15 protein-coding genes are annotated in these 20,362 nt (G+C 74.4%); 9 read left to right on the forward strand and 6 right to left on the reverse strand.

Annotated elements, in window-relative coordinates; all coding sequences use genetic code 11:
- The first annotated feature begins 246 nt into the window (after positions 1 to 246).
- Both EKG83_RS12110 and EKG83_RS12115 read left to right on the forward strand, forming a co-directional pair.
- The gene (locus tag EKG83_RS12110) at positions 247 to 1,236 is read left to right on the forward strand and encodes a LacI family DNA-binding transcriptional regulator (RefSeq protein WP_033427196.1); all 990 of its coding nucleotides are present in this window, start codon (positions 247 to 249) and stop codon (positions 1,234 to 1,236) included.
- Complete coding sequence (locus EKG83_RS12115; RefSeq protein WP_033427197.1) at positions 1,230 to 3,530, forward strand: beta-xylosidase/alpha-l-arabinosidase; 2,301 nt, start codon at positions 1,230 to 1,232, stop codon at positions 3,528 to 3,530. The genes EKG83_RS12110 and EKG83_RS12115 overlap by 7 nt, the downstream gene beginning before the upstream one ends.
- Before the next feature lie 159 nt (positions 3,531 to 3,689).
- Here the strand turns inward: EKG83_RS12115 and EKG83_RS12120 are convergent, their stop codons facing one another.
- Positions 3,690 to 4,658 carry an acetylxylan esterase gene (locus tag EKG83_RS12120; protein WP_033427198.1) on the reverse strand — a complete coding sequence of 323 codons (969 nt, stop codon included), beginning with the start codon at positions 4,656 to 4,658 and terminating at the stop codon, positions 3,690 to 3,692.
- Positions 4,659 to 4,762: 104 nt separating this feature from the next.
- Between EKG83_RS12120 and EKG83_RS12125 the strand changes: the two genes are divergently transcribed.
- The 5 genes from EKG83_RS12125 to EKG83_RS12145 all read left to right on the forward strand — a co-directional run bounded on the left by EKG83_RS12125 (position 4,763) and on the right by EKG83_RS12145 (position 10,715).
- A complete protein-coding gene (locus tag EKG83_RS12125) occupies positions 4,763 to 5,782 on the forward strand; it encodes a LacI family DNA-binding transcriptional regulator (protein WP_033427199.1) in 1,020 nt (339 codons plus the stop codon).
- A 455-nt stretch (positions 5,783 to 6,237) separates the two neighbouring features.
- Positions 6,238 to 7,854: a cellulase family glycosylhydrolase gene (locus EKG83_RS12130; RefSeq protein ID WP_033427200.1), complete on the forward strand. Its 1,617-nt coding sequence runs from the start codon at positions 6,238 to 6,240 to the stop codon at positions 7,852 to 7,854.
- 9 nt (positions 7,855 to 7,863) lie between these two features.
- Complete coding sequence (locus EKG83_RS12135) at positions 7,864 to 8,958, forward strand: cellulose binding domain-containing protein (protein WP_033427201.1); 1,095 nt, start codon at positions 7,864 to 7,866, stop codon at positions 8,956 to 8,958.
- 114 nt (positions 8,959 to 9,072) lie between these two features.
- The gene (locus tag EKG83_RS12140; RefSeq protein ID WP_228122583.1) at positions 9,073 to 9,507 is read left to right on the forward strand and encodes a YciI family protein; all 435 of its coding nucleotides are present in this window, start codon (positions 9,073 to 9,075) and stop codon (positions 9,505 to 9,507) included.
- Between the two features lie 5 nt (positions 9,508 to 9,512).
- Entirely contained in the window at positions 9,513 to 10,715 is a 1,203-nt protein-coding gene (locus tag EKG83_RS12145) for an RNA polymerase sigma factor (RefSeq protein WP_033427346.1), read from the forward strand.
- Between the two features lie 212 nt (positions 10,716 to 10,927).
- Here the strand turns inward: EKG83_RS12145 and EKG83_RS12150 are convergent, their stop codons facing one another.
- Positions 10,928 to 14,356, reverse strand: coding sequence for a P-loop NTPase family protein (locus EKG83_RS12150; RefSeq protein WP_033427202.1), 3,429 nt, complete (start codon positions 14,354 to 14,356; stop codon positions 10,928 to 10,930).
- A 217-nt stretch (positions 14,357 to 14,573) separates the two neighbouring features.
- On the opposite strand from EKG83_RS12150, the gene EKG83_RS12155 reads away from it, so the two are divergent.
- Positions 14,574 to 15,032 carry a cellulose binding domain-containing protein gene (locus EKG83_RS12155; RefSeq protein WP_084715827.1) on the forward strand — a complete coding sequence of 153 codons (459 nt, stop codon included), beginning with the start codon at positions 14,574 to 14,576 and terminating at the stop codon, positions 15,030 to 15,032.
- A 7-nt stretch (positions 15,033 to 15,039) separates the two neighbouring features.
- Here the strand turns inward: EKG83_RS12155 and EKG83_RS12160 are convergent, their stop codons facing one another.
- Complete coding sequence (locus tag EKG83_RS12160) at positions 15,040 to 18,192, reverse strand: AfsR/SARP family transcriptional regulator (protein WP_037330294.1); 3,153 nt, start codon at positions 18,190 to 18,192, stop codon at positions 15,040 to 15,042.
- A gap of 203 nt (positions 18,193 to 18,395) precedes the next feature.
- Here EKG83_RS12160 and EKG83_RS46815 point away from each other — a divergent pair, with 203 nt between their 5' ends.
- A complete protein-coding gene (locus EKG83_RS46815; protein WP_051764199.1) occupies positions 18,396 to 18,713 on the forward strand; it encodes a hypothetical protein in 318 nt (105 codons plus the stop codon).
- Positions 18,714 to 18,795: 82 nt separating this feature from the next.
- Here the strand turns inward: EKG83_RS46815 and EKG83_RS46820 are convergent, their stop codons facing one another.
- Genes EKG83_RS46820 through EKG83_RS46830 form a run of 3 tightly spaced genes read right to left on the reverse strand, consistent with a single transcriptional unit; the run spans position 18,796 to position 20,359 of the window.
- Positions 18,796 to 19,461: a TetR/AcrR family transcriptional regulator gene (locus EKG83_RS46820; protein WP_051764200.1), complete on the reverse strand. Its 666-nt coding sequence runs from the start codon at positions 19,459 to 19,461 to the stop codon at positions 18,796 to 18,798.
- Positions 19,462 to 19,520: 59 nt separating this feature from the next.
- Positions 19,521 to 20,099, reverse strand: coding sequence for a TetR/AcrR family transcriptional regulator (locus tag EKG83_RS46825; RefSeq protein WP_051764207.1), 579 nt, complete (start codon positions 20,097 to 20,099; stop codon positions 19,521 to 19,523).
- Positions 20,096 to 20,359, reverse strand: a complete 264-nt coding sequence (locus EKG83_RS46830) for a helix-turn-helix domain-containing protein (protein WP_033427204.1) — start codon at positions 20,357 to 20,359, stop codon at positions 20,096 to 20,098. Before EKG83_RS46830 ends, EKG83_RS46825 begins: the two co-directional genes overlap by 4 nt.
- Positions 20,360 to 20,362 lie beyond the last annotated feature (3 nt).

The following is a 20,362-nucleotide window of genomic DNA, read 5'->3' on the forward strand; positions in this document are numbered from 1 at the left end:
ACGGCGACGAGCCCCATCGCGATGAGGGGACGCATCCATGATCGGCGGGACATGAAACCGCCACCCTTCTGCCACGCTGCGGAATTGTTCGTGGCATCGAAACATTTCGAAACATCCACGACTTGCGGAGAACCTAGACGTGTGTCGAACGCGTGTCAAGACTCACTCCGACCTGAGACGCAATCGCGTTTCTGCACGTCAAAGGGTCACTCTTGTGTTTCGATCGAGTTTCGATACTATCGGACCATGCGTCGAGCCACGTTGGCCACGATTGCCGCAGCAGCGGGGGTGTCGCTCCCGACGGTGTCCAAAGTCCTGAACGGGAAGGACGACGTCGGCGCGGAGACCAGGGCTCGCGTGCGGCAGTTGCTCGCCGAGTACGACTACGTGCCCGTGGGGTCCCGCCGGGCCTCCGGGCACATGCTGGTCGACCTCGTGTTCACCGCCCTGGACAGCCCCTGGGCGGTGGAGATCATCCGCGGTGTCGTCGACACCGGGCTGCACGTCGTGGTGTCGTCCACGGACAAGCCCCGCCACCACGCGTCGTGGGCGGCGTCGCTGGTCGAGGCCAGGCGCGCGGGCGCGCTCCTGGTGACCTCCCAGCTGACCGCCGCCGACCGGCGGGTGCTGGCCGACTCCCGCATCCCCGTCGTCGTCATCGACCCCGTCGACCTGCCCCAGCCCAACGTGCCCAGCGTCGGCGCGACCAACTGGGCGGGCGGCCTGTCGGCCACCGAGCACCTGCTGCGGCTGGGCCACCGCCGCGTCGGCGTGATCGGCGGGCCGGCCGGCATGCTGTGCAGCCGCGCCCGCGTCGACGGCTACCGCGCGGCCCTGGACCGGGCCGGGGTACCCTTCGACCCCGAGCTGGTCAAGCACGGCGACTTCAGGCACGAGGGCGGGTTCCGGCGCGCGGCCGAGCTGCTGGCCATGCCCGACCGGCCCACCGCGATCTTCGCGGGCAACGACGAGCAGGCGCTGGGCGTGATCGAGGCCGCCCGCGTCGCCGGGCTGTCGGTGCCCCAGGACCTGAGCGTGGTGGGGTTCGACGACTTACCGGTCGCCGTCTGGTCGTCACCCGCCCTCACGACGGTGCGCCAGCCCCTGACCGAGATGGGCCGCCACGCCGGCCGGATGCTCGCGGACCTCATCGCGGGCCGCCCGGTCGAGACCGAGCGCGTGGAGCTCGCCACCGAACTCGTCATCCGTTCGTCAACGAAGGAGCCACCGTGCTGAACCCCTGGGCCGATCCAGGAAGGCCGACCGGGGAGCGCGTAGCCGCCCTGCTGGCCGAGCTGACCCTGGAGGAGAAGCTGGCCCAGCTGGTGGGCGTGTGGGTCGGCATCTCCGACGGCGAGGAGGTCGCCCCCGCCCAGCACGACTTCGCCGAGCCGCTGCCGCCCTGGGACGAGCTCACCAAGCCGGGGCTGGGCCAGCTGACCCGCGTGTTCGGCACCGGGCCGGTCGAGCCGCTGGTGGGCGCGAAGGTGCTGGCCGAGACGCAGCGCAAGCTGGTGGCCAACAACCGGTTCGGCATCCCCGCCATGGCGCACGAGGAGTGCCTGGCGGGCTTCACCGCGTGGCAGGCCACCGTGTTCCCGGTCCCGCTGTCGTGGGGCGCGTCCTTCGACCCCGACACGGTCGAGACCATGGCCCGCGAGATCGGCCGCGTGATGCGCGACCTGGGCATCCACCAGGGCCTGGCGCCCGTGCTGGACGTGGCGCGCGACCCGCGCTGGGGCCGCACCGAGGAGACCATCGGCGAGGACCCGTACCTGGTGGGCCTGGTCGGCGCCGCCTACACCCGCGGCCTGGAGTCCAGCGGGATCGTGGCCACGCTCAAGCACTTCGCGGGCTACTCGGCCTCGCGCGGCGGCCGCAACCACGCGCCGGTCCACATGGGACCGCGCGAGTTCGCCGACGTGGTGCTGCCGCCGTTCGAGATGGCCCTGCGCCTGGGCGGCGCGCGTTCGGTGATGAACTCCTACGCCGAGGTCGACGGCGTGCCGCCGGCCGCGAACCCCGACCTGCTCACCGGCCTGCTGCGCGAGCGGTGGGGCTTCACCGGCGTGGTGGTCGCCGACTACTTCGCGGTGTCGTTCCTGGAGACCACGCACGGGGTGGCCGGCTCGCCCGGCGAGGCCGCCGCGCTGGCCCTGGCCGCGGGCATCGACGTGGAGCTGCCCAGCGTGCGCTGCTACGGCGAGCCGCTGGCGGAGCTGGTGCGCTCCGGCGAGGTGGACGAGGCGCTGGTCGACCTCGCGGTGACCCGCGTGCTGACCCAGAAGTGCGAACTCGGCCTGCTCGACGAGGACTGGCGGCCCGAGTCGCCCGCCGTGCTGCGCGGCGAACCGGTCGACCTGGACCCGCCCGCGCTGCGCGAGCTGGCCCGCACCATGGCCGAGCGGTCCGTGGTGCTGGTGGACAACGCCGCGGGCGTGCTGCCGCTGGCGGCGCCCGCGAAGGTGGCCGTGGTCGGGCCGTGCGCGGACGACCTGCTGTCGCTCATGGGCTGCTACTCGTTCCCCAACCACGTCGGCGTGCAGCACCCCGAGGTCGCGCTGGGCGTGGAGATGGACACGATGCTGGCGGCCGTGCGCAAGGAGTTCCCGGACGCCGAGGTCACCACCGCGCAGGGGTGCGAGGTGTCCGGTGACGACCGGTCCGGCATCGCCCAGGCGGTCGGCGTGGCGCGGGACGCGGACGTCGTGCTGGCCGTGCTGGGCGACCGGGCCGGGCTGTTCGGCCGCGGCACCTCCGGCGAGGGCTGCGACGCCGAGGACCTGTCCCTGCCCGGCGTGCAGGGCGAACTGCTCGACGCGCTGCTGGCGGTGGGCAAGCCGGTGGTGCTGGTGCTGCTGGCGGGCCGGCCCTACGCGCTGGGCTCCTACCGGCCGGCGGCCGTGGTGCAGGCGTTCTTCCCCGGCGAGGAGGGCGCGGGCGCGGTGGCCGGCGTCATCAGCGGGCGGGTCAACCCGTCGGCCAAGCTGCCGCTCCAGCTGCCCCGCACCCCCGGCGGGCAGCCGACCACCTACCTGCACCCCAAGCTCGGCGCGGCCAGCGGGATCACCTCCGTCGACCCGACGCCCGCCTACCCGTTCGGGCACGGCCTGTCCTACACCTCGTTCGAGCTGTCGGACTTCGCCTCGGGCGACGGGCTGCCCAGCGACGGCGAGGTCGAGGTGTCGTGCTCGGTGCGCAACACCGGCGACCGGCGCGGCGCCGAGGTCGTGCAGCTGTACCTGCACGACCCGGTCGCCTCCGTGACGCGGCCGGTGCGCGAGCTGGTCGGCTTCGCGCGGGTCGAGCTGGACGCGGGGGAGCGGCGGCGGGTGACGTTCCGGCTGCACGCCGACCGGACCTCGTTCACCGGGCGCGACGGGCGGCGGGTCGTGGAGACGGGCGAGATCGCCCTGCTGGTCGGCTGCTCCAGCGAGGACATCCGCTGGGAGCGGTCGTTGCGGGTCACCGGCGAGCCGCGCGTGGTGGGTCACGACCGGGTGCTGGTCACGCCGGTCGAGATCGCCTGAGCGCGCTCGCCGCGAAGAGCTGGTCGTGGACGCGGGACCCCGGTCGAGCCACCGGGGTCCCCGGAAGAGCCGCCGAGTCCACCGACCGGGTGGCCGCGAGGGGGCTATGGCGGTGGCCCCCTCGCGGTTCGCCGCGCCCCGGACCGGGGCGCGGCGTTCCTACAGGTGCGCGCGGAGGTGGCGCAGCTTGCGCTCGTCGTGCACCCTCGGCGTCGTGTGCCCGGTGAACGGGAACACCGCCAGCTCCTTCGGCGCGGTGATCTCGTTGTACGCGGCGTACACCGTGGACGGTGGGCAGATCTCGTCCATCAGCGCCACGCTCAGCAGCGAGGTGGCCGTGATCCGGCGGGACAGCAGCGCGCCGTCCACGTAGCGCAGCGTGTCCAGCGCCTGCGGGATCAGGTCCACGTGCTGGGCCAGGAACTGGGAGATCTCCCCGTACGGCTCGGCGTCGGTGATGGTGATCGCCCGCTGGAAGTCGCACAGGAAGGGGATGTCCGCGTGGCACACCTTGACCGCGTCGCCGTTGAGCGCCGCGGCCGCCAGCGCCAGCCCGCCGCCCTGGCTGCCGCCGGACACGGCCAGCCTGGTCGGGTCCACGCCGTCGAGCGAGGCGGCCACCTCGACCGCGCGGGCGGCGTCGACCATCAGCCGCGTCACGTAGTAGGTCTCCGGGGAGGCGATGCCCCGCGTCATCACGCCGGGGTGCTCGGGGCCGGCGAACCCGGAGTCCGGGGTGGCGCCGAGGGTCCAGCGCCCGCCCTGGCCGCGGGTGTCCATGACGAACACCGCGTAGCCCGCCGCGGGCAGCAGCACGTGCTCCGACGGCAGCCCGCGCCCGCCGCCGTAGCCGATGTAGCTCACCACGGTCGGCAGCGCGGCGACGCCGGAGCCCGCCGGCCGGATGTACCAGCCGCGCACCCGGTCGCCGCCGTAGCCGGAGAACTCCACGTCCCACACCGGCAGCGGGCCGTAGGCGTCGGCGGCGTACGGGGTCAGCACCGGCGGCAGCGCGGCGGCGCGGGCCTCGTCCAACCGCACCTTCCACCACGAGTCGAACTGCTCCGGCTCGGCGGTGGTGGTCCGGTACGTCGCCAGCTCCCGCTCGGAGAGGTCGAACCAGGGCACGGCGATCCCCCTTTCGCATGATCCGTTAAGCGCTTAACCACCCTACCGGGGCGGAGCGCCCCGCCGGCGGTCTAAAATCTTGATCACGGATCGAGGAGGCGCCGGTGCGAGCTAAGCGTCCGACCATCTCGGACATCGCCAAGGCGGCCGGTGTGTCCACGGGGGCGGTGTCCTACGCGCTCAACAACCGGCCGGGCGTCTCCGAGCCGACCAGGCGCCGGATCATGGACATCGCCGACCGCCTCGGCTGGGTGCCCAGCAGCGCCGCCCGCTCGCTCAGCGACGGCCGCGCCAACGCCATCGGCCTGGTCGTGGACCGGCCCGCGCGGGTGATCGGCGTCGAGCCGTACTTCATGCAGCTCATCTCCGGCATCCAGGGCGCGCTCGCGGGCGGGCCCACGTCGCTGCTGCTGCAGGTCACCGACAACGCCGCCGCCGAGCTGGCCGCCTACCGCCGGTGGTGGGGCGAGCGGCGGGTGGACGGCGTGCTGCTGGTCGACCTCGTGCAGAACGACCCGCGCGTCGAGCTGGTGCGCGAGCTGCGGCTGCCCGCGGTGGTGCTCGGCGAGCCGGTGGTGCCCGACGTGCCGTGCGTGTGGACCGACGACGAGACCGCCGTGGTGGAGGTGCTGGAGTACCTGGTCGCGCTGGGGCACCGGCGGATCGTGCGGGTGGCGGGGCCCACCAGGTTCGTGCACACGCAGACCAGGTCGCGCGCCTTCACCACCGCCGCCGCGCGGCTCGAGCTGGGGGAGGCGCGCGTGGTGCACGCCGACTACTCCGACGAGGCGGCGGCCCGGGTGACGCGCCGGGTGCTGACGAGCGGGACGCCGCCCACGGCGCTGGTGTTCGACAACGACGTGATGGCGGTGTCGGCGCTGGGGGTGGCGCACGAGCTGGGGCTGTCCGTGCCGGACCAGTTGTCGCTGGTCGCCTGGGACGACTCCGCGCTGTGCCGGCTGGTGCGGCCCGCGCTGTCCGCGGTGCGGCGGCCGATCGCCGAGCGGGGGGCGGCCGCGGTGCGGCTGCTGCTGGAGGTGATCGGGGGTGGGGCGGTGGTGCAGGTGAAGACCTCGGACCCGGAGCTGGTGCCCCGGTCCAGCACCGGGCAGGCGCCCGCTTAGGCGGAGGCCGGTTGGCGGGGGCCGGTTGGCGGGGGCCGGTTGGCGGGGGCGCTCGCCGGTCGGGGTGCGCGCTGTTCGAAGGACCCGCCTCGCGCTGTCCGCCCTGTCCCCCTGTTGCCTGAGGTCCGTTGTCCGTTGTCCGTCGCCTGTCCGCTTGTCGCCCGGTGCTTGTCGCCCGGTGCCTCTCGCCCGGTGCCCGCTGCTGAGGCGCGTCGCGCCTCCGAACTGGACGCGACCCACTCGTCCGTAGCACACTGGCCCCACTTCTGGGAACGCTCCCAGTTGCGCTGGAGGCTTGCCCGAATAAGCCTCGAATAGCCTCTGACCTGCGCTTTCTCCTCAACTTCCCCGTTGACACTTAAGCGGTTAATTGCTTGGGTGTGGATGCCTGCCCCGGGCAGGCGCGCTGCCCTGCGCTCGCAATGTCAGTGTCGACAACCACGCGAGGTACTCCCATGCGCAAGCGATTCGCCTTGGTCGGCGCAGCCGTCGCCGCCTTGGTCCTCTCACCGCTGACGGTGGTGCCGGCCCAAGCGGCCACCGGCTTCACCGTCGACAACGGCCGCCTCCTCGACGCCAACGGCAACGACTTCGTGATGCGCGGCGTCAACCACGCGCACACCTGGTACGCGGACCGCACCACCCAGGCGCTCAAGGACATCAAGGCCACCGGCGCCAACACCGTCCGCGTCGTGCTCTCCAGCGGCGACCGGTGGACCCGCAACGACGCCGCCGACGTCGCCAACGTCATCTCCCAGTGCAAGGCCAACCGCCTGATCTGCGTGCTGGAGGTGCACGACACCACCGGCTACCAGGAGCAGAGCGGCGCGGTCAGCCTCGACCGCGCGGTCGACTACTGGGTCGCCGTCAAGGGCGCGATGGCGGGCCAGGAGAAGTACGTCATCCTCAACATCGGCAACGAGCCGTGGGGCAACACCGGTTACACCGGCTGGACCCAGGCCACCAAGGACGCCATCACCCGGCTGCGCGCCAACGGCTTCGAGCACACCATCATGGTCGACGCGCCGACCTGGGGCCAGGACTGGGCGTTCACCATGCGCGACAACGCCGCGTCCGTGTTCGCCGCCGACCCGCAGCGCAACACCGTGTTCTCCATCCACATGTACGGCGTGTTCGACACGGCGGCGGAGATCAACGACTACCTGAACCGGTTCGTCACGGCGAAGCTGCCGATCGTGGTCGGCGAGTTCGGCCACGACCACAGCGACGGCAACCCCGACGAGGACACCATCTTCGCCACCACCCAGCAGCTCAAGCTGGGCTACCTGGCCTGGTCGTGGTCGGGCAACGGCGGCGGCGTCGAGTACCTGGACATGGTGACCAACTTCAACGCCGCCCAGCTGACCAGCTGGGGCCAGCGCGCGGTCAACGGCGCCAACGGCATCAAGGCCACCTCGCGCGAGGCCAGCGTCTACGGCGGTGGCGGCCCGGTCGACACCACCCCGCCCAGCGCGCCCGGCACCCCGACCGCCTCGGGCGTCACCTCGTCCTCGGTCACGCTGTCCTGGACCGCCTCCACCGACAACGTCGGCGTCACCGGCTACGACGTCGTCCGCGTCAGCGGCACCACCGAGACCCCGGTCGCCACCTCCGCGACCGCCAGCACGACGGTCACCGGCCTGACCGCGGGCACCACGTACGGCTTCGCGGTGTACGCGCGCGACGCGGCGGGCAACCGCTCCGCCCGCTCGAACGCGGTCAGCGTCACCACGCAGACCGGTGGCGGTGGCGGCGGGTGCTCGGTCACCTACAAGGTCACCGGCCAGTGGCAGGGCGGCTTCCAGGGCGACGTGAAGATCGCCAACACCGGGTCGACCGCGGTCAACGGCTGGACGCTGCGCTGGACCTGGGCCAACGGCCAGACCGTCAGCCAGTCCTGGGGCGCCACCACGAGCCAGTCCGGCGCCGCGCTGAGCGCGACCAACGTGTCCTACACCGCGAACATCCCGGTGAACGGCTCGGTCGGCTTCGGCTTCATCGGCACGTGGAACGGCAGCAACGGCGTGCCCACCGCGTTCACGCTCAACGGCGCGTCCTGCGCCACCGCCTAGGAGGCGTCGATGACCAGGAAACTCGCGGTGGCGGCGCTGTTCGCCGCACTGGCCACGCTGGTCGGCCTCCTGGTGGCCGCGCCGGGCCGGGCCGCCGTCCAGGTGGCCGCCCCGACCCGGATCATGGCGCTCGGCGACTCGATCACCGGGTCGCCGGGCTGCTGGCGCGCCCTGCTGGACCGGGACCTGCGGGCCGCCGGGCACACGAACATCGACTTCGTGGGCACCCGAGCCGGCGACGGCTGCGGGTTCGCCTACGACGGCGAGAACGAGGGGCACGGCGGCGCGCTGGTCACCACCGTGGCCGACCAGGACCAGCTCGTGGGCTGGCTGGGCGCCACCAACCCCGACGTCGTGATCATGCACTTCGGCACCAACGACGTGTGGAGCAACCGCTCCACGGCCACCGTCCTGGCCGCCTACGGCAAGCTGGTGGACCAGATGCGGGCCAACAACGCGTCGATGAAGGTCATCGTCGCGAAGATCATCCCGATGGCGGCGAGCGCGTGCGCCGAGTGCCCGCAGCGGGTGGTCGACCTGAACGCGGCCATCCCCGGCTGGGCGGCGGGCAAGTCCACCGCGCGGTCGCCGGTCACCGTGGTCGACCAGTGGACCGGGTTCGCCACCGGGACCGACACCTACGACGGCGTCCACCCGAACGCCTCCGGCGACCGCAAGATCGCCGACAGGTGGTTCCCGGCCGTGGTGGCCGCGCTGAACGGCACCACGCCCACGTCCACCACCAGCACGACCACGACGACCACCACTACGACGACGACCACGACCACCTCGACGCCCGGCGGGACGTGCGGCGCGGAGGTCCGGGTCGTCAACCGGTGGTCGGGCGGCTTCCAGGCGGAGGTCGTCTTCCGCAACCCGGGCACCACGGCCACCCGCGGCTGGGCGGTCCGGTTCGACCTGGGCGCCGGGCTGACCCTGACCCAGGGCTGGAACGGCTCGTTCACCCAGAGCGGCCGGACCGTGGCGGTGACCAACGCCGGGTGGAACGGCGCGGTCCCGCCCGCGGGCTCCACCACGGTCGGGTTCACCGGCTCGGGTGACCCGTCCGGCTGGACGCCCACGCCGACCTGCTCGGCGAGCTGACCGGGGTCCCGCGGTTGTGCCGGCCGCCAGGTACAACCGCGGGATGTGGCTCAGGTCACAAAAAAGCGCGTAGAGAACGCGGTGCCGGCTCCGTCCAGGGGTGCGAGCGCCAAGATGGGCGCGAACGAGACCGAGGAGCCCGACATGGCGAAGTTCCTGCTGCTGATGAACTACGGCCCGACCGCCAACTGCGACACCCCCATCTCCGAGTGGGACCCGTCGGACATCGCGCGGCACATCGCGTTCCAGCAGGATTTCGGGCGCGAGCTGGCCGACAACGGCGAGCTGGTCGACGCGCAGGGCCTGTCAGGGCCCGAGCTGGCCAAGCGGGTCGTCTCCACCGGCGAGGGCGCGACCGTGGTCACCGACGGCCCGTTCCCCGAGTCCAAGGAGCTGCTGGCCGGCTACTGGCTGGTCGACACCACGCCCGAGCGCGCCCTGGAGATCGCCGCGAAGGCGTCCGCGGCGCCCGGCCCGAACGGCGTGCCGCTCGGCCAGCCGATCGAGGTGCGCGAGCTGATGTCGGCGCCCGACACCTCCGACCTGTAGAGGTGGTGAGCGGCGTCGTCGAGGACCTGCTGCGCGAGTGCGCGCCGCAGGTCCTCGGCGTGCTCACCCGCCGGTGCGGTGACTTCGCCCTGGCCGAGGACGCGGTGCAGGAGGCGCTGCTGGCCGCCGCGCGGCACTGGCCGGTGGACGGCGTGCCGGACCACCCGCGGGCGTGGCTCGTGCGGACCGCCGGGAACCGGCTGACCGACCTGGTCCGCGCCGAGGCCGCGCGCCGCCGCCGCGAGCGGGAGGTGGTGCTGCGCGAACCGCCGCCCGGCGACGTGGCGGACCGCGACGACACGCTGGTCCTGCTGTTCATGTGCTGCCACCCGGACCTCACGCCCGCGTCGGCCATCGCGCTGACCCTGCGCGCGGTCGGCGGCCTGACCACGGCCGAGATCGCGCACGCGTTCCTGGTGCCCGAGGCCACCATGGCGCAGCGGATCAGCCGCGCCAAGCGCAAGCTGCGCGGCGCGGACTTCGCCGTGCCCGGCCCCGACGAGTGGGCACCGCGCCTGCGCTCCGTGCTGCACGTGCTCTACCTGGTCTTCAACGAGGGCTACACCAGCACCGCGGGCGGCTCGCTGCACCGCGTCGAGCTGTCGGGCGAGGCCATCCGCCTGGCCCGCGCCCTGCACGCCCGGCTGCCCGCGGACGGCGAGGTGGCGGGCCTGCTGGCGCTCATGCTGCTCACCGACGCCCGCCGCCCCGCCCGCACCCGCCCCGACGGCTCCCTGGTGCCGCTGGCCGAGCAGGACCGGTCGAAGTGGGACCAGGCGCTGATCGTCGAGGGCGTCGGCCTGATCACCGCGGCGGTCGAGCGCGGTGCCGTCGGCGAGTACCAGGTCCAGGCGGCGATCGCGGCCCTGCACGACGACGCGCGGCGCGCGGAGGACACCGACTGGCCGCAGATCCTGGGCATGTACGGGCTGCTGGAGCGCATGACCGGCAACCCCGTGGTGTCGCTCAACCGCGCGATCGCCGTGGCGATGGTCCACGGCCCGGCCGCGGGGCTCGCCCTGGTCGACGAGCTGGCGCCCCGGCTGCCCGGCCACCACCGGCTCGACGCCGTGCGCGCCCACCTGCACGAGATGGCCGGCGACCCGGAGGCGGCGGTCCGGCACTACCGGGCGGCCGCGGCCCGGACGACGAGCCTGCCGGAGCAGCGGTACCTGATCGACAAGGCCGCCCGCCTGACCCGTCGGTAACCCGGGGGCGGGGGTGCGCGTGACCGGGCGCAAGCCCGCCGGGGTGGGGTTCGACGGGCCGCACGACGAGCTGTGGTGGGTCGAGGAGAAGCCGCGCCGCGAGGAGGGCACCGCCCTGCCGCCCGCGCTGCTGCTGCGCAAGGAGGCGGCGCAGGCGCGGGAGGCCGCGGGGTGGCGGGGTGCGGCACGTCCCGGCGGCGGGCGGGGCGCGGTCAGGGCCACCACCTCAGGGTGTCCTCGATGGCCTTGGAGATGCGGACCAGTGCTTCCGGGCCGCCGATGCGGCGCAGGGTCGGGGCGGTCACGCCCAGCAGGTAGGTGAAGTGGTCCCGGCCGACCGTCCGGGACGCCGCGTCGAGCAGCGGCAGGAAGAGGTCCCGGGCCTCGGGCGTCTCGGCGGCCTTCGACACCAGCCCCAGGACGGGGTCGTGGTAGCCGTAGTGGGGTGGCGGGGTCATCTCGGAGAGGTCGTCCGGTGAGAAGGACACCTTGGACGAGGTGGCCCGGTGCCCGGAGGCGAAGTCCCCGGCCGCGGCGAGGCCGAGTGCCAGCAGTTCCCGCTGTTCGGTGTCGGTGAAGCGGTCCGCCAGGGTCAGCAGCACCCATGCGCGTGCGCAGTCGTCCTCGATGCGCTTGGCGCTCTCCGCGACCTTGGCCAGCCCGGCCGGGGTCGCCACGGTCGCCACGTCCAGCAACGCTTCCGGCAGTGGTCGGTCGGCGGTGGTCGCGGCGGCCACGGCCAGGTCCGCCAGTGCGGGGTCGTGGCGGCCCAGGCCGACCAGCACGCGGATCGACTCCGACGAGCGGGGGGCTCGCCCGACCAGCTCCGCCACGACGAGCCGTTGGTCCTCCGACAACACCGGCACCAGTACCGCGAGCACGCGCCAACGGCGGCGTTCGTTGAACCCGAGCGTCCTGTCCAGCACCGCGGCCACCAAGGGACCACGCCTGTCCTCGGGGATTCGCCGGAGCAGCGCGGCGGCCGTCCCCAACCCGCGGTAGTCGTCGGGATCGGCCAAGGCGCTGCGCAACGCCGCTTCGACCTGATCCGGGTTCAAGTCGTCGACCACGTGCACGGCGGCGAAAGCGTGGTCGGCCAACGCCTTCGCCACCCAGGGCGCCTTGTCCGCGGTCGGAATTCGGCGGCTGAGCCAAATCCGCGTCCTGAGCAGTACCAGTTCGTCATCGAGGGAGTCGACGGCAGCGAGGGCAGCCGACAGGGCCGGGTCGCGAGACGGTGCGGGCATGGCCAGCGCGAGGCGCACCAGGGCGCGGGCCTGGGCCTCGCCCCTCAGCGCGGTGGTCGCGTTCACCGCCCGGACCAGCAGTTCGGGACGGCGTTCGGCCGGGAAGTGCGGCAGGAGGTCGACCACCAGTTCCGCGCTGCCGCCCCGGCGGGCCGAGGACAGGACCGCGTCGAACGCGCGCACCGGCAGTTCCGGGTGCCGACCCGCGGAATCGGTCGAGCAGAGCCGGACGAGCAGGTAGGCCCGGAGGTAGGGGTTGCCGGCCGCCGCGGCGAACTCGACGCCTTCGGCCAGGAGGTCCGCCGGCAGTTCCCTGCTCAGGGCGAGCAGTTGCACCGCCCGCGTGGTGGGGTTCCCGATGGCCTGGACGGCCTGCCAGGCCAGTCGGACCAACCGGGACCGGCTGGGCTCGGCGGCCGGGTCGATCGCGGCGTTGAGCACCTGTGCCCTGGCCTCGGGCGAGGTCATGCCCTCGGCGATCTCCACGAGTTGGTCCGTCGTGATGCGGGTGCGTCGCGCCAGGTCGACCACCACGTCGGCGCGGCGGTGCTCGTCCGGTGTTCCCCCCACCAGGTCCGGTACGGCCGGTTCCCCCTCGGGCGACGGGTGGCCGGCGATCCCGTGCAGGGCATCGGCGCGCCCGGCGGCATCCGGCCTCGCGGCCGCGAGGTCGGAACTCCGCGCCAGGAGGGCGGACCTGCGCTCAGCCGGCAGGTGCGCCGCGATGTCCTGCCGGGCTCGCACGCGGTGGGCCGGGGCGTCGATCGCTTCCGCGACCTCCAGCGCGGCGTCCAGGAGCCGGGTGGGCAGGTGGGGGAGGAGCAGGCGCAGCGCCACGGGGATGTGGTTGGTCGGCAGGTGGCGAACGTGCGTGAGCGCGCGCTCCGGCGTCCAGACCTCGTACTCGACCAGCGCGGCGATCAACTTGGGCGACAACCTGGCGATGCGCCCGGTGACCGAGGAGGCCATGAGCTGGTAGCGGACGACGTCGGCCAGCGCGGGAGCCGGTCGGCCCCCCGCCACGGCCGCGTCCACCTCCCGCCGGGCTTCACCGCGCGCCGGCGCCAGGTCCGCCAGGTAGCTGTCGAGGCCGTCGGCCCGGTCGTGCGCGGCGAACCAGGTGTTGAGCCCGTCCTCCTCGGCCACGAGCAGGCGGTGCAGGTCGGCGACCCGACCCGCCCGCACCAGGTGGCCCGCCAGGTGCCGCAGGGCGTAGTCGTCGACGTGCGCCGAGCAGTGGTCGGCGATCCGGCCGTGCGCCGCGCGGGTGGCGGCGGCCAGGGTGTCGGCCCACGCGCGTTCGTCGTCGCCGCCGTCCGCGGGGACCACGCCGTCCAGCAGTTCGCGGAAGCTCGCGTGGTAGATCGCGTACTTCCGCGGCGACTCCTCGGTGGCCGTGAGGAACGGCCTCAGCTCGTACTGGCACCACTGCCGCACGTCCGCGCCGGTCAACCGGGCCAGGGTGTCGACGTCCAGCGGTTCGGCGGCCGCGTTCAGGGTGGCCAGCAGGGGGAGCAGGCCGGTTCGCCAGTCGGGGGAGCGGGACCACCTGGTCAGCTGGCCGGTGTAGTAGGCGCGCAGGTTCGACGGCAGGGACGTCAGGTCGTCGGGGCGGCGGGTGCCGAGCCTGAGCTCGTGCAGCAGGTACCGCAGGTAGATCCACACGCCACCGCAGCGGTCGGCCAGTGCCCGGGCGAGGTCGGGGTCGTCGACCACCGACGCCAGGTGGGCGGTCAGGTCGGCGCGGTTGCGCGGGTCGTCCGCCTCGATGCGCACCACCCGCGACGGCGAGTCGCACGCCGGGCGCGCCATCCCCGTCCGGTAGGTGCCGACGACGTGCACGCCCGGCGGCAGGGTGCGCGGCAGGCCCCACGGCAACCCGGGCCGCTCAGCCTCGTCCGCCCCGTCCACCACCAGCACCACGGGACCCCGCTCGGCCGCCGCGCCCAGCAGGGCCTCGAAGCCCTCGGGGGTGTGGGCCCACTCCGGCAGCGCGTCGCCCGGCACCAGGTCGGCCAGGTCGAACCGCCGCACCAGTTGGCCCGCCAGGTTCTGCAGGCCGACCCGGACCGCGCCGCCGTTGGCGTACCGGGCGAAGTGCGACAGCCAGCCCCGTTCGCGCACCAGGTGGGCCGCGAACGCGGTCTTGCCCAGGCCCGCCTCGGCCTCCACCCACAGGTAGCCGCAGGGACCGGCCAGGAACGCGTCCACCTCGCGCTCCAGCCACGCGCGACCGGTGAAGCCGTCGGACAGGACGTCGTGGAAGACCTTGGCCGGGTCGCGCACCGCCGCGCGCACCGGCACCGACGGCGCGCCGACGTGCACCGCGCCGATCGAGCCGGCCTGCACGACCGCACCGTGCACGAAGCCACCGACATCGTTGCGCACGTCCATCCCGACCCCCTCCCGCAGGCACGTCGATGATGCCGGCGCCCCGGGCCGGAGCCCGACATCACGAAGTGCGGGCGCGACGATCCGGCCCGCCGGACCGATCGCCGCAGTTGCCCGGCCCCGCATCAGAAGTCCTGATGATCGACCAAGAAAATCCCCGAACCCACCGCCCGCGGTGTCACTAGCCTCCTGCGGCAAAGTCCGCTCATGGGAGGTCGACATGTCACGTGAACGCGCGGGAGATCGGTTGCGCCGCAACGTCCGGGCCGGGGTCGCGGCGCTCGCGGTCGCGGTGCTGGGGATCACGACGGTGGGCGTCACCGAGGCCGCGGCCGCGGCCGCCCCGGTCGCCCGGTGCAGCTACGTGGTCACGGGCCAGTGGCAGGACGAGTTCTCGGCCGACGTCACCATCTTCAACGACGGGCCGCAGATCGACGGCTGGGTGGTGCGGTGGACGGTCAGCGTCCCGACGCGGCTGGGCAGCGTCTGGTCGGCGGTCATGGTCAACCGGAGGCGGACGATGATCGCGGTACCCGTGTCCAGGAACCGGGTGATCCCGGCGGGGGGCTCGACGACTTTCGGGTGGACCGCCTCGGCGCCCGTCGCGGAGGTGCCGACGGACCTGACGATCAACGGGGTGCCCTGCCCGGCCGACGGGGGCGTTCCCGACCAGGGGTGACCGCGGGTCAGGTGGCCAGGCGCGCGGGGATGTCCTCGGACTGCGGCACGCCCAGCTCCCGGTACAGCGCGGCCGCCTCCTCGCGGTGCCTGGCCGCCCGCGCGTGGTCGCCCGTCTCGGCCAGCACGGCGGCCAGCCCGGCCAGCGCCTCCGCCTGCTCGAACACATCACCGGTCTGCCGGGCCAGGGTCAGGGCGCCGCGGTGGCGGGCGGCCGCCTCGCGGCGCCTGCCCACCGCGCACAGGGTCAGCCCCAGCGCGTTCAGGGTCTCCGCCTCCAGGCTGCGCTCCCCGGTCTCCCGGCTCAGCGCCAGCGCCTGGTGCAGGTGCTCCAGCGCCTCCGCGTGCCGACCCATCCGCCGGTACGCCGACCCGGTGGTGAACAGGGCGCTGCCCTCGCCGCCGCGGTCGCCCGCCGCGCGGCAGCGGGCCAGGGAGCGCTCCAGGTGCTCCAGCGCCTCCTCGTGCCTGCCCACCAGGCTCAGCACCAGGCCGAGGTTGCCCAGGGCGTAGCCCTCCAGCCTCGCGTCGCCGACGTCGGCGAAGACCTCGGCCGCCCGCCGGTGGTGCTCGGCCGCCTCCTCGTACCGGCCCAGCCGCCGGTGGACGAAACCGATGTTGTGCAACTGCGAGCCGACGCCGTGCCGGTCGTCCGCGCGGCGGTGGATCTCCAGGGCCTCGCGCAGGTGCGCCAGCGCCGCGTCGTAGTCGCCCAGGCGGTCGTGGACCAGGCCCAGGCGGGACAGGGCGTGCGCCTCGCCCGCCCGGTCGCCCGCCTCGCGGTAGGCGGCCAGGGCCCGCTCGAAGTGCCGCCTGGCCTCGTGGTGCGCGCCGAGCCACAGGTGCACGCGCCCCAGGTTGGCCGACACGTCACCGCGGTCGCCCGCCACGTCGGCGGCCAGCGCGTGCACGGTCAACGCCTCCCGGTGGTGGCCGCCGACCTCGAAGTCCCGCCACAGCGTCCGGGAGAGGTCCACGCAGTACCCGTCGCGGCCGGTGCCCGCGGCGCGCCGGGCCAGGACGACCAGTCCGGCGCGCTCGCGGTCCAGCCACTCCCGCGCCGCGTCCGGCTCGTGCACCGGCGGCACCGGCGTGCCGGGCGGGTCGACCTCGGGCAGGCCGCCGCGGTCGTGCGGGAACAGGGTGCCCACCGCGACCACGGCGGTGTACCGGTAGTGGTCGAACAGCCGGGACACCGCCGGTGCCGCCTCGGCGTCGTCCCCGACCAGCTCCACGGCGTACGCGCGCAGCAGGTCGTGCACGGCGTAGCGGTCCGGTCCCTCCGACTCCACCAGGTGCGCCCGGACCAGTTCGTCCAGCAGCGCCCTGGCCTCGGCCAGGCCGGTGTCGGCGAGCGCGGCCACCGAGTGCGCCCCGAACGCCCGCGCCGGGTGCAGGCCGAGCAGCCGGAACGCCCGCGCGCCCGGCCCGCCCAACCGCCGGTACGACCAGGAGAACACCGAGCGCACGGCGGTCCGCGCGTCACCGCCCGCGTCGAGCAGGTCCAGCCGGCGCTGCTCGTCCCGCAGCTCGGCGGGCAGCGCGGACACCGGCAGCGCCGGGTGCGCGCACGCGTGCTCGGCGGCGATGCGCACCGCCAGCGGCAGCCGGTCGCAGTGCTCGACCACCTCGGCGGTGCTCTCCGGGTCGGCCCGGGCCCGGTCGCCCACCAGCGCCTCGAACAGGGCGACCGCCTCGGCCGGGCTCAGCGCGCGCAGGTCGACGCGCTGGGCGCCCTCGCGGGCCACCAGGCCGGCCAGGTCGGCGCGGCTGGTGACGACGGTGGCGCAGGACGGCGTGCCGGGCAGCAGCGGGCGCACCTGGTCGGCCTCGGCGGCGTTGTCCAGCACCACCAGCACGCGCCGGCCGGCGAGCATGCTCCGGTACAGGCCGCTCTGCGCGTCCGGGTCGGTCGGGACGCGGGACGGTGGCACGCCCAGCGCGTCGAGGAACAGCCGGACCGCCTCGGCGGGCGGCACCGGCGTGCCCGAGGGGTCGAAACCGCGCAGGTTCACGTAGAGCTGCCCGTCGGGGAAGCGGGGGGCGACCCGGTGCGCCCAGTGCACCGCGAGCGCGGTCTTGCCCACCCCGGCGGGACCGGTGACCACGGTGATCGCGGGCGCCGCCGGTGGATCGGCCACGACGTCGGAGAAGCCCGGGCCGTGCGGGGAATCCGGGCCGTCCGGGGAACCAGGGTCGTGCGGGGGACCGGAGCTGTCCGGGGAACCCGGGCCGTGCGCGGGTCCGGAGCCGTTCGGGAACTCCGCGGGCCCCGGGCCGACCGGGAACCCGGACCGGTCCGCGAGTGCCGCGTCGAGCCGGGCCCGTTCCTCGTGCCTGCCGGTGAAGGCGGTCACCGTCGCCGGCAGCAGGGCGGGCACCGGCAGCGGCACCCGGGCCACCGGGGTCCGCTCCGCCGCGGTGCGCACCGGCTCACCGCGCAGGATCGCCTCCTCCAGCGCGCGCAGCTCGGGACCCGGCTCCAGGCCGTGCTCCTCGGCCAGCAGGCGGCGGGTGTCCCGGTAGACCTCCAGCGCGTCGGCCTGGCGGCCCGACCGGTACAGCGCCAGCATCAGCTGGGCCCGCCACCGCTCGCGCAGCGGCTGCTCGGCCGCCAGCGCGGCCAGCTCGGCCACCAGCGCGCCGTGCCTGCCCAGCGCCAGGTCGGCGTCGAACCGGGCCTCCAGCGCGGCGGCCCGCCGCTCGTCGAGCCGGGTCGCCTCCTGCCGCAGCAGCTCGCTGTCCTCCAGGCCCGCGTAGGCCGGGCCCCGCCACAGCCGCTCGGCCTGCCGCAGCAGGTCCGCCGCCAGCGCCGGGTCGCCGTCGGCCAGCGCGTGCCCGCCCTGCTCGGCCAGCACGGCGAAGTGCTCGGCGTCGACCTCGCCGGGCCGGGTGAGGAGCATGTACCCGGACGCGGTCCGCGCGATCCGCTCGGGGTCGCCGAGGGCGCGGCGCAGGTGGAACACGTAGAGCTGCACGTTGCGCTTCGCGGTGCGCGGCGGGCGGTCGCCCCACAGCTCGTGCATCAGCCGGTCGGTGGAGACCCCGGTGTTGGCCAGGCAGAGCAGCACCGCGAGCGCGGTGCGCTGCTTGGCGGCGGACAGCTCGACCGCGCGTCCGCCGACGACCGCCTCGACCGGACCCAGGACCCTGAACCGCACGACCGCCCCCCGCCGAATCGGCACCGCCGCCGTGCGGGCAACGGCTCCCGGCGCGGTGCGCCCTCGCGGGCTGCCGATCGGTATGTCGCCACTATACCGCCGGTAAACAGGGGTCGGCCATGGTTGGCGCAGCGGCCCGGCGAGTGGGACCGCCGGATTGCGGAGAAGTCGGGGGGATCGGATGGGAGCAAGGGGAGCAGCCGATGAGGATCGACCAGATCGACCAGGGGGACGGGCGACCGGTCGTGGCGGGTGCGCACGAGAAGATCGGGCGGTACCTCGCGACCGTCCGACGGGTGGCGGCCGAGGGCGACGACGCGGCGGCGCTGGCCATCGCCCGGGGTGAGCTGCCGCTGATCGTCGAGGTGTTCGAGGACCTGGTGGCCGAGCACCGGCCGGACGCGGTCGGGCACTGCCGGGCCTGCGCGCGCACCGGCAGGTGGTGGTGGCGGCAGCGGACGCCGTGCCGGGCGGTGCGGCGGGTGCGGGCCGTGCTGCTCCGGTCCCCGGTGCCGGGCTGATCGTCTCCAATGGCCCGACAAGGGCGCATGTCCACCCGTGACAAGGTGAAGCGACTCACCGTCCGCTGAGGACGGTCAGGGCTCAGCCCCGTTCGGCCGGTTCGGTCAGGATCGCGCCGTGGCCGGACCCGCCCGACCGGCGGGCGGTATCGGGTGCCGACGGGGCGAGCGCCTGCGGGGTGGCCAGCCGGGCGAGCCTGCGCCGCCACGGCGCAGCCGGCCGGCCACCCCGTGCGGCGACCACCGACATGGCCTGCGCCCCGATCACGGCCGCGGTGAAGCCGTCGGCCTCCTCGGGCACGTCCGTGCCCGGCACGACCTCGCCCGCCGCCGCGGCGCGGACGAGCAGGTCGCGCACCACCGCCGACAGGCACGCGAAGTGCACGCCGGCCACCAGGTCGAACAGCTCGCTGGTGTAGAGCAGCCGCACGCCGACGCGCACGGTCCGGTCCTCGCGCACCAGCAGGCCCATCCGCTCGGTCAGGGCGACCAGCACCCGCATCGGCCCGGCACCGCCCTCCTCCAGCTCGGCGCGCACCTCGTGCCACCGGTCGAAGTACTCCTCGACCACGGCGACCGCCAGCGCCTGCTTGGACGGGAAGTGCCGGTACAGCGCGCCCTTCGTCACCGACACGTGCCGGCAGACCGCCTCCAGCGAGGTGGCCTCGTAGCCGTGCCGGTCGAACAGCTCGATGCTCGCGGCGACCAGGGCGGCCCTGGTGCGGGCTCCCCGGGCCGGATCGTTCACGGGTGTCCCCCCGCTCCGTCGCTCTCTGTAACCGAGAGTAGTGATCCGCGCACCCGAGGTCAACGAGGAGGACCGAGTCGCAACCGAGCCCACACCTCGGGCCGCACGATTGCGGGCAGCCACGAGCGCCAGACCCGGTCCAGGCCCCGCGCCGCCGCGTCGGCCGCGTCCACCGCCATCGCCACGAGGTGCACGCCGACCAGCTCGGAGACGATCCCCTCGGTCGACGCCGGCAGGTCGGCGTCCGCGCGCAGCTCGCCGCGGGCCGCCGCGCCGCGCAGCAGGTCGTGCACCGTCGAACGCCACTGCGCGACCTGCCGCTCGGCGACCTCGTCGCACACCGGGGACTGGAACAGCAGCCGCCGCACCGCCGCGTGCTCGGCCGCGTACCCGAGGTCCACCAGCACCTGGAGCGGGCTGCGGTGGACGCGCAGGAGCCGTTCCCGCGCCCGCGCCCAGTCCAGGGCGTGCGCCTCCACCAGGGCCACCGCGAGCGCCTTCTTCGAGCTGAAGTGGCCGTACAGCGCGCCCTTCGTGACGCCGACGCGCAGGCACACGTCGTCCACGGTGGCGCGCACGTAGCCGTCGCGCTCGAAGACCTCGGCCGCCGCCGCCAGCAGCTCGTCCCTGGTGGTCACCGCCGTCTGCGGGTCCAGCGGGCGACCGCGGCGGCCCGCTCCAGCTCGCGCGCCGGGGTGTCGAGCACCCGGCCGAGCCACGCCCGCCAGTACGGACCGGGGATGCGCTTGCCGCGCTCCCAGCGGGAGACCTCCTCGCGGGTGACGCTCGCATTGCCCGACGCCGCGTGCAGCCGGGTGGCGAGGTCGTGCTGGGTCAACCCGCGCCCGCGGCGCAGCTCCGGCAGGAGTTCGCTGATCGGTCGGGCTTCGTCCGGCACGGC

It is taken from the genome of Saccharothrix syringae (assembly GCF_009498035.1).
In the GTDB taxonomy this organism is placed as follows: domain Bacteria; phylum Actinomycetota; class Actinomycetes; order Mycobacteriales; family Pseudonocardiaceae; genus Actinosynnema; species Actinosynnema syringae.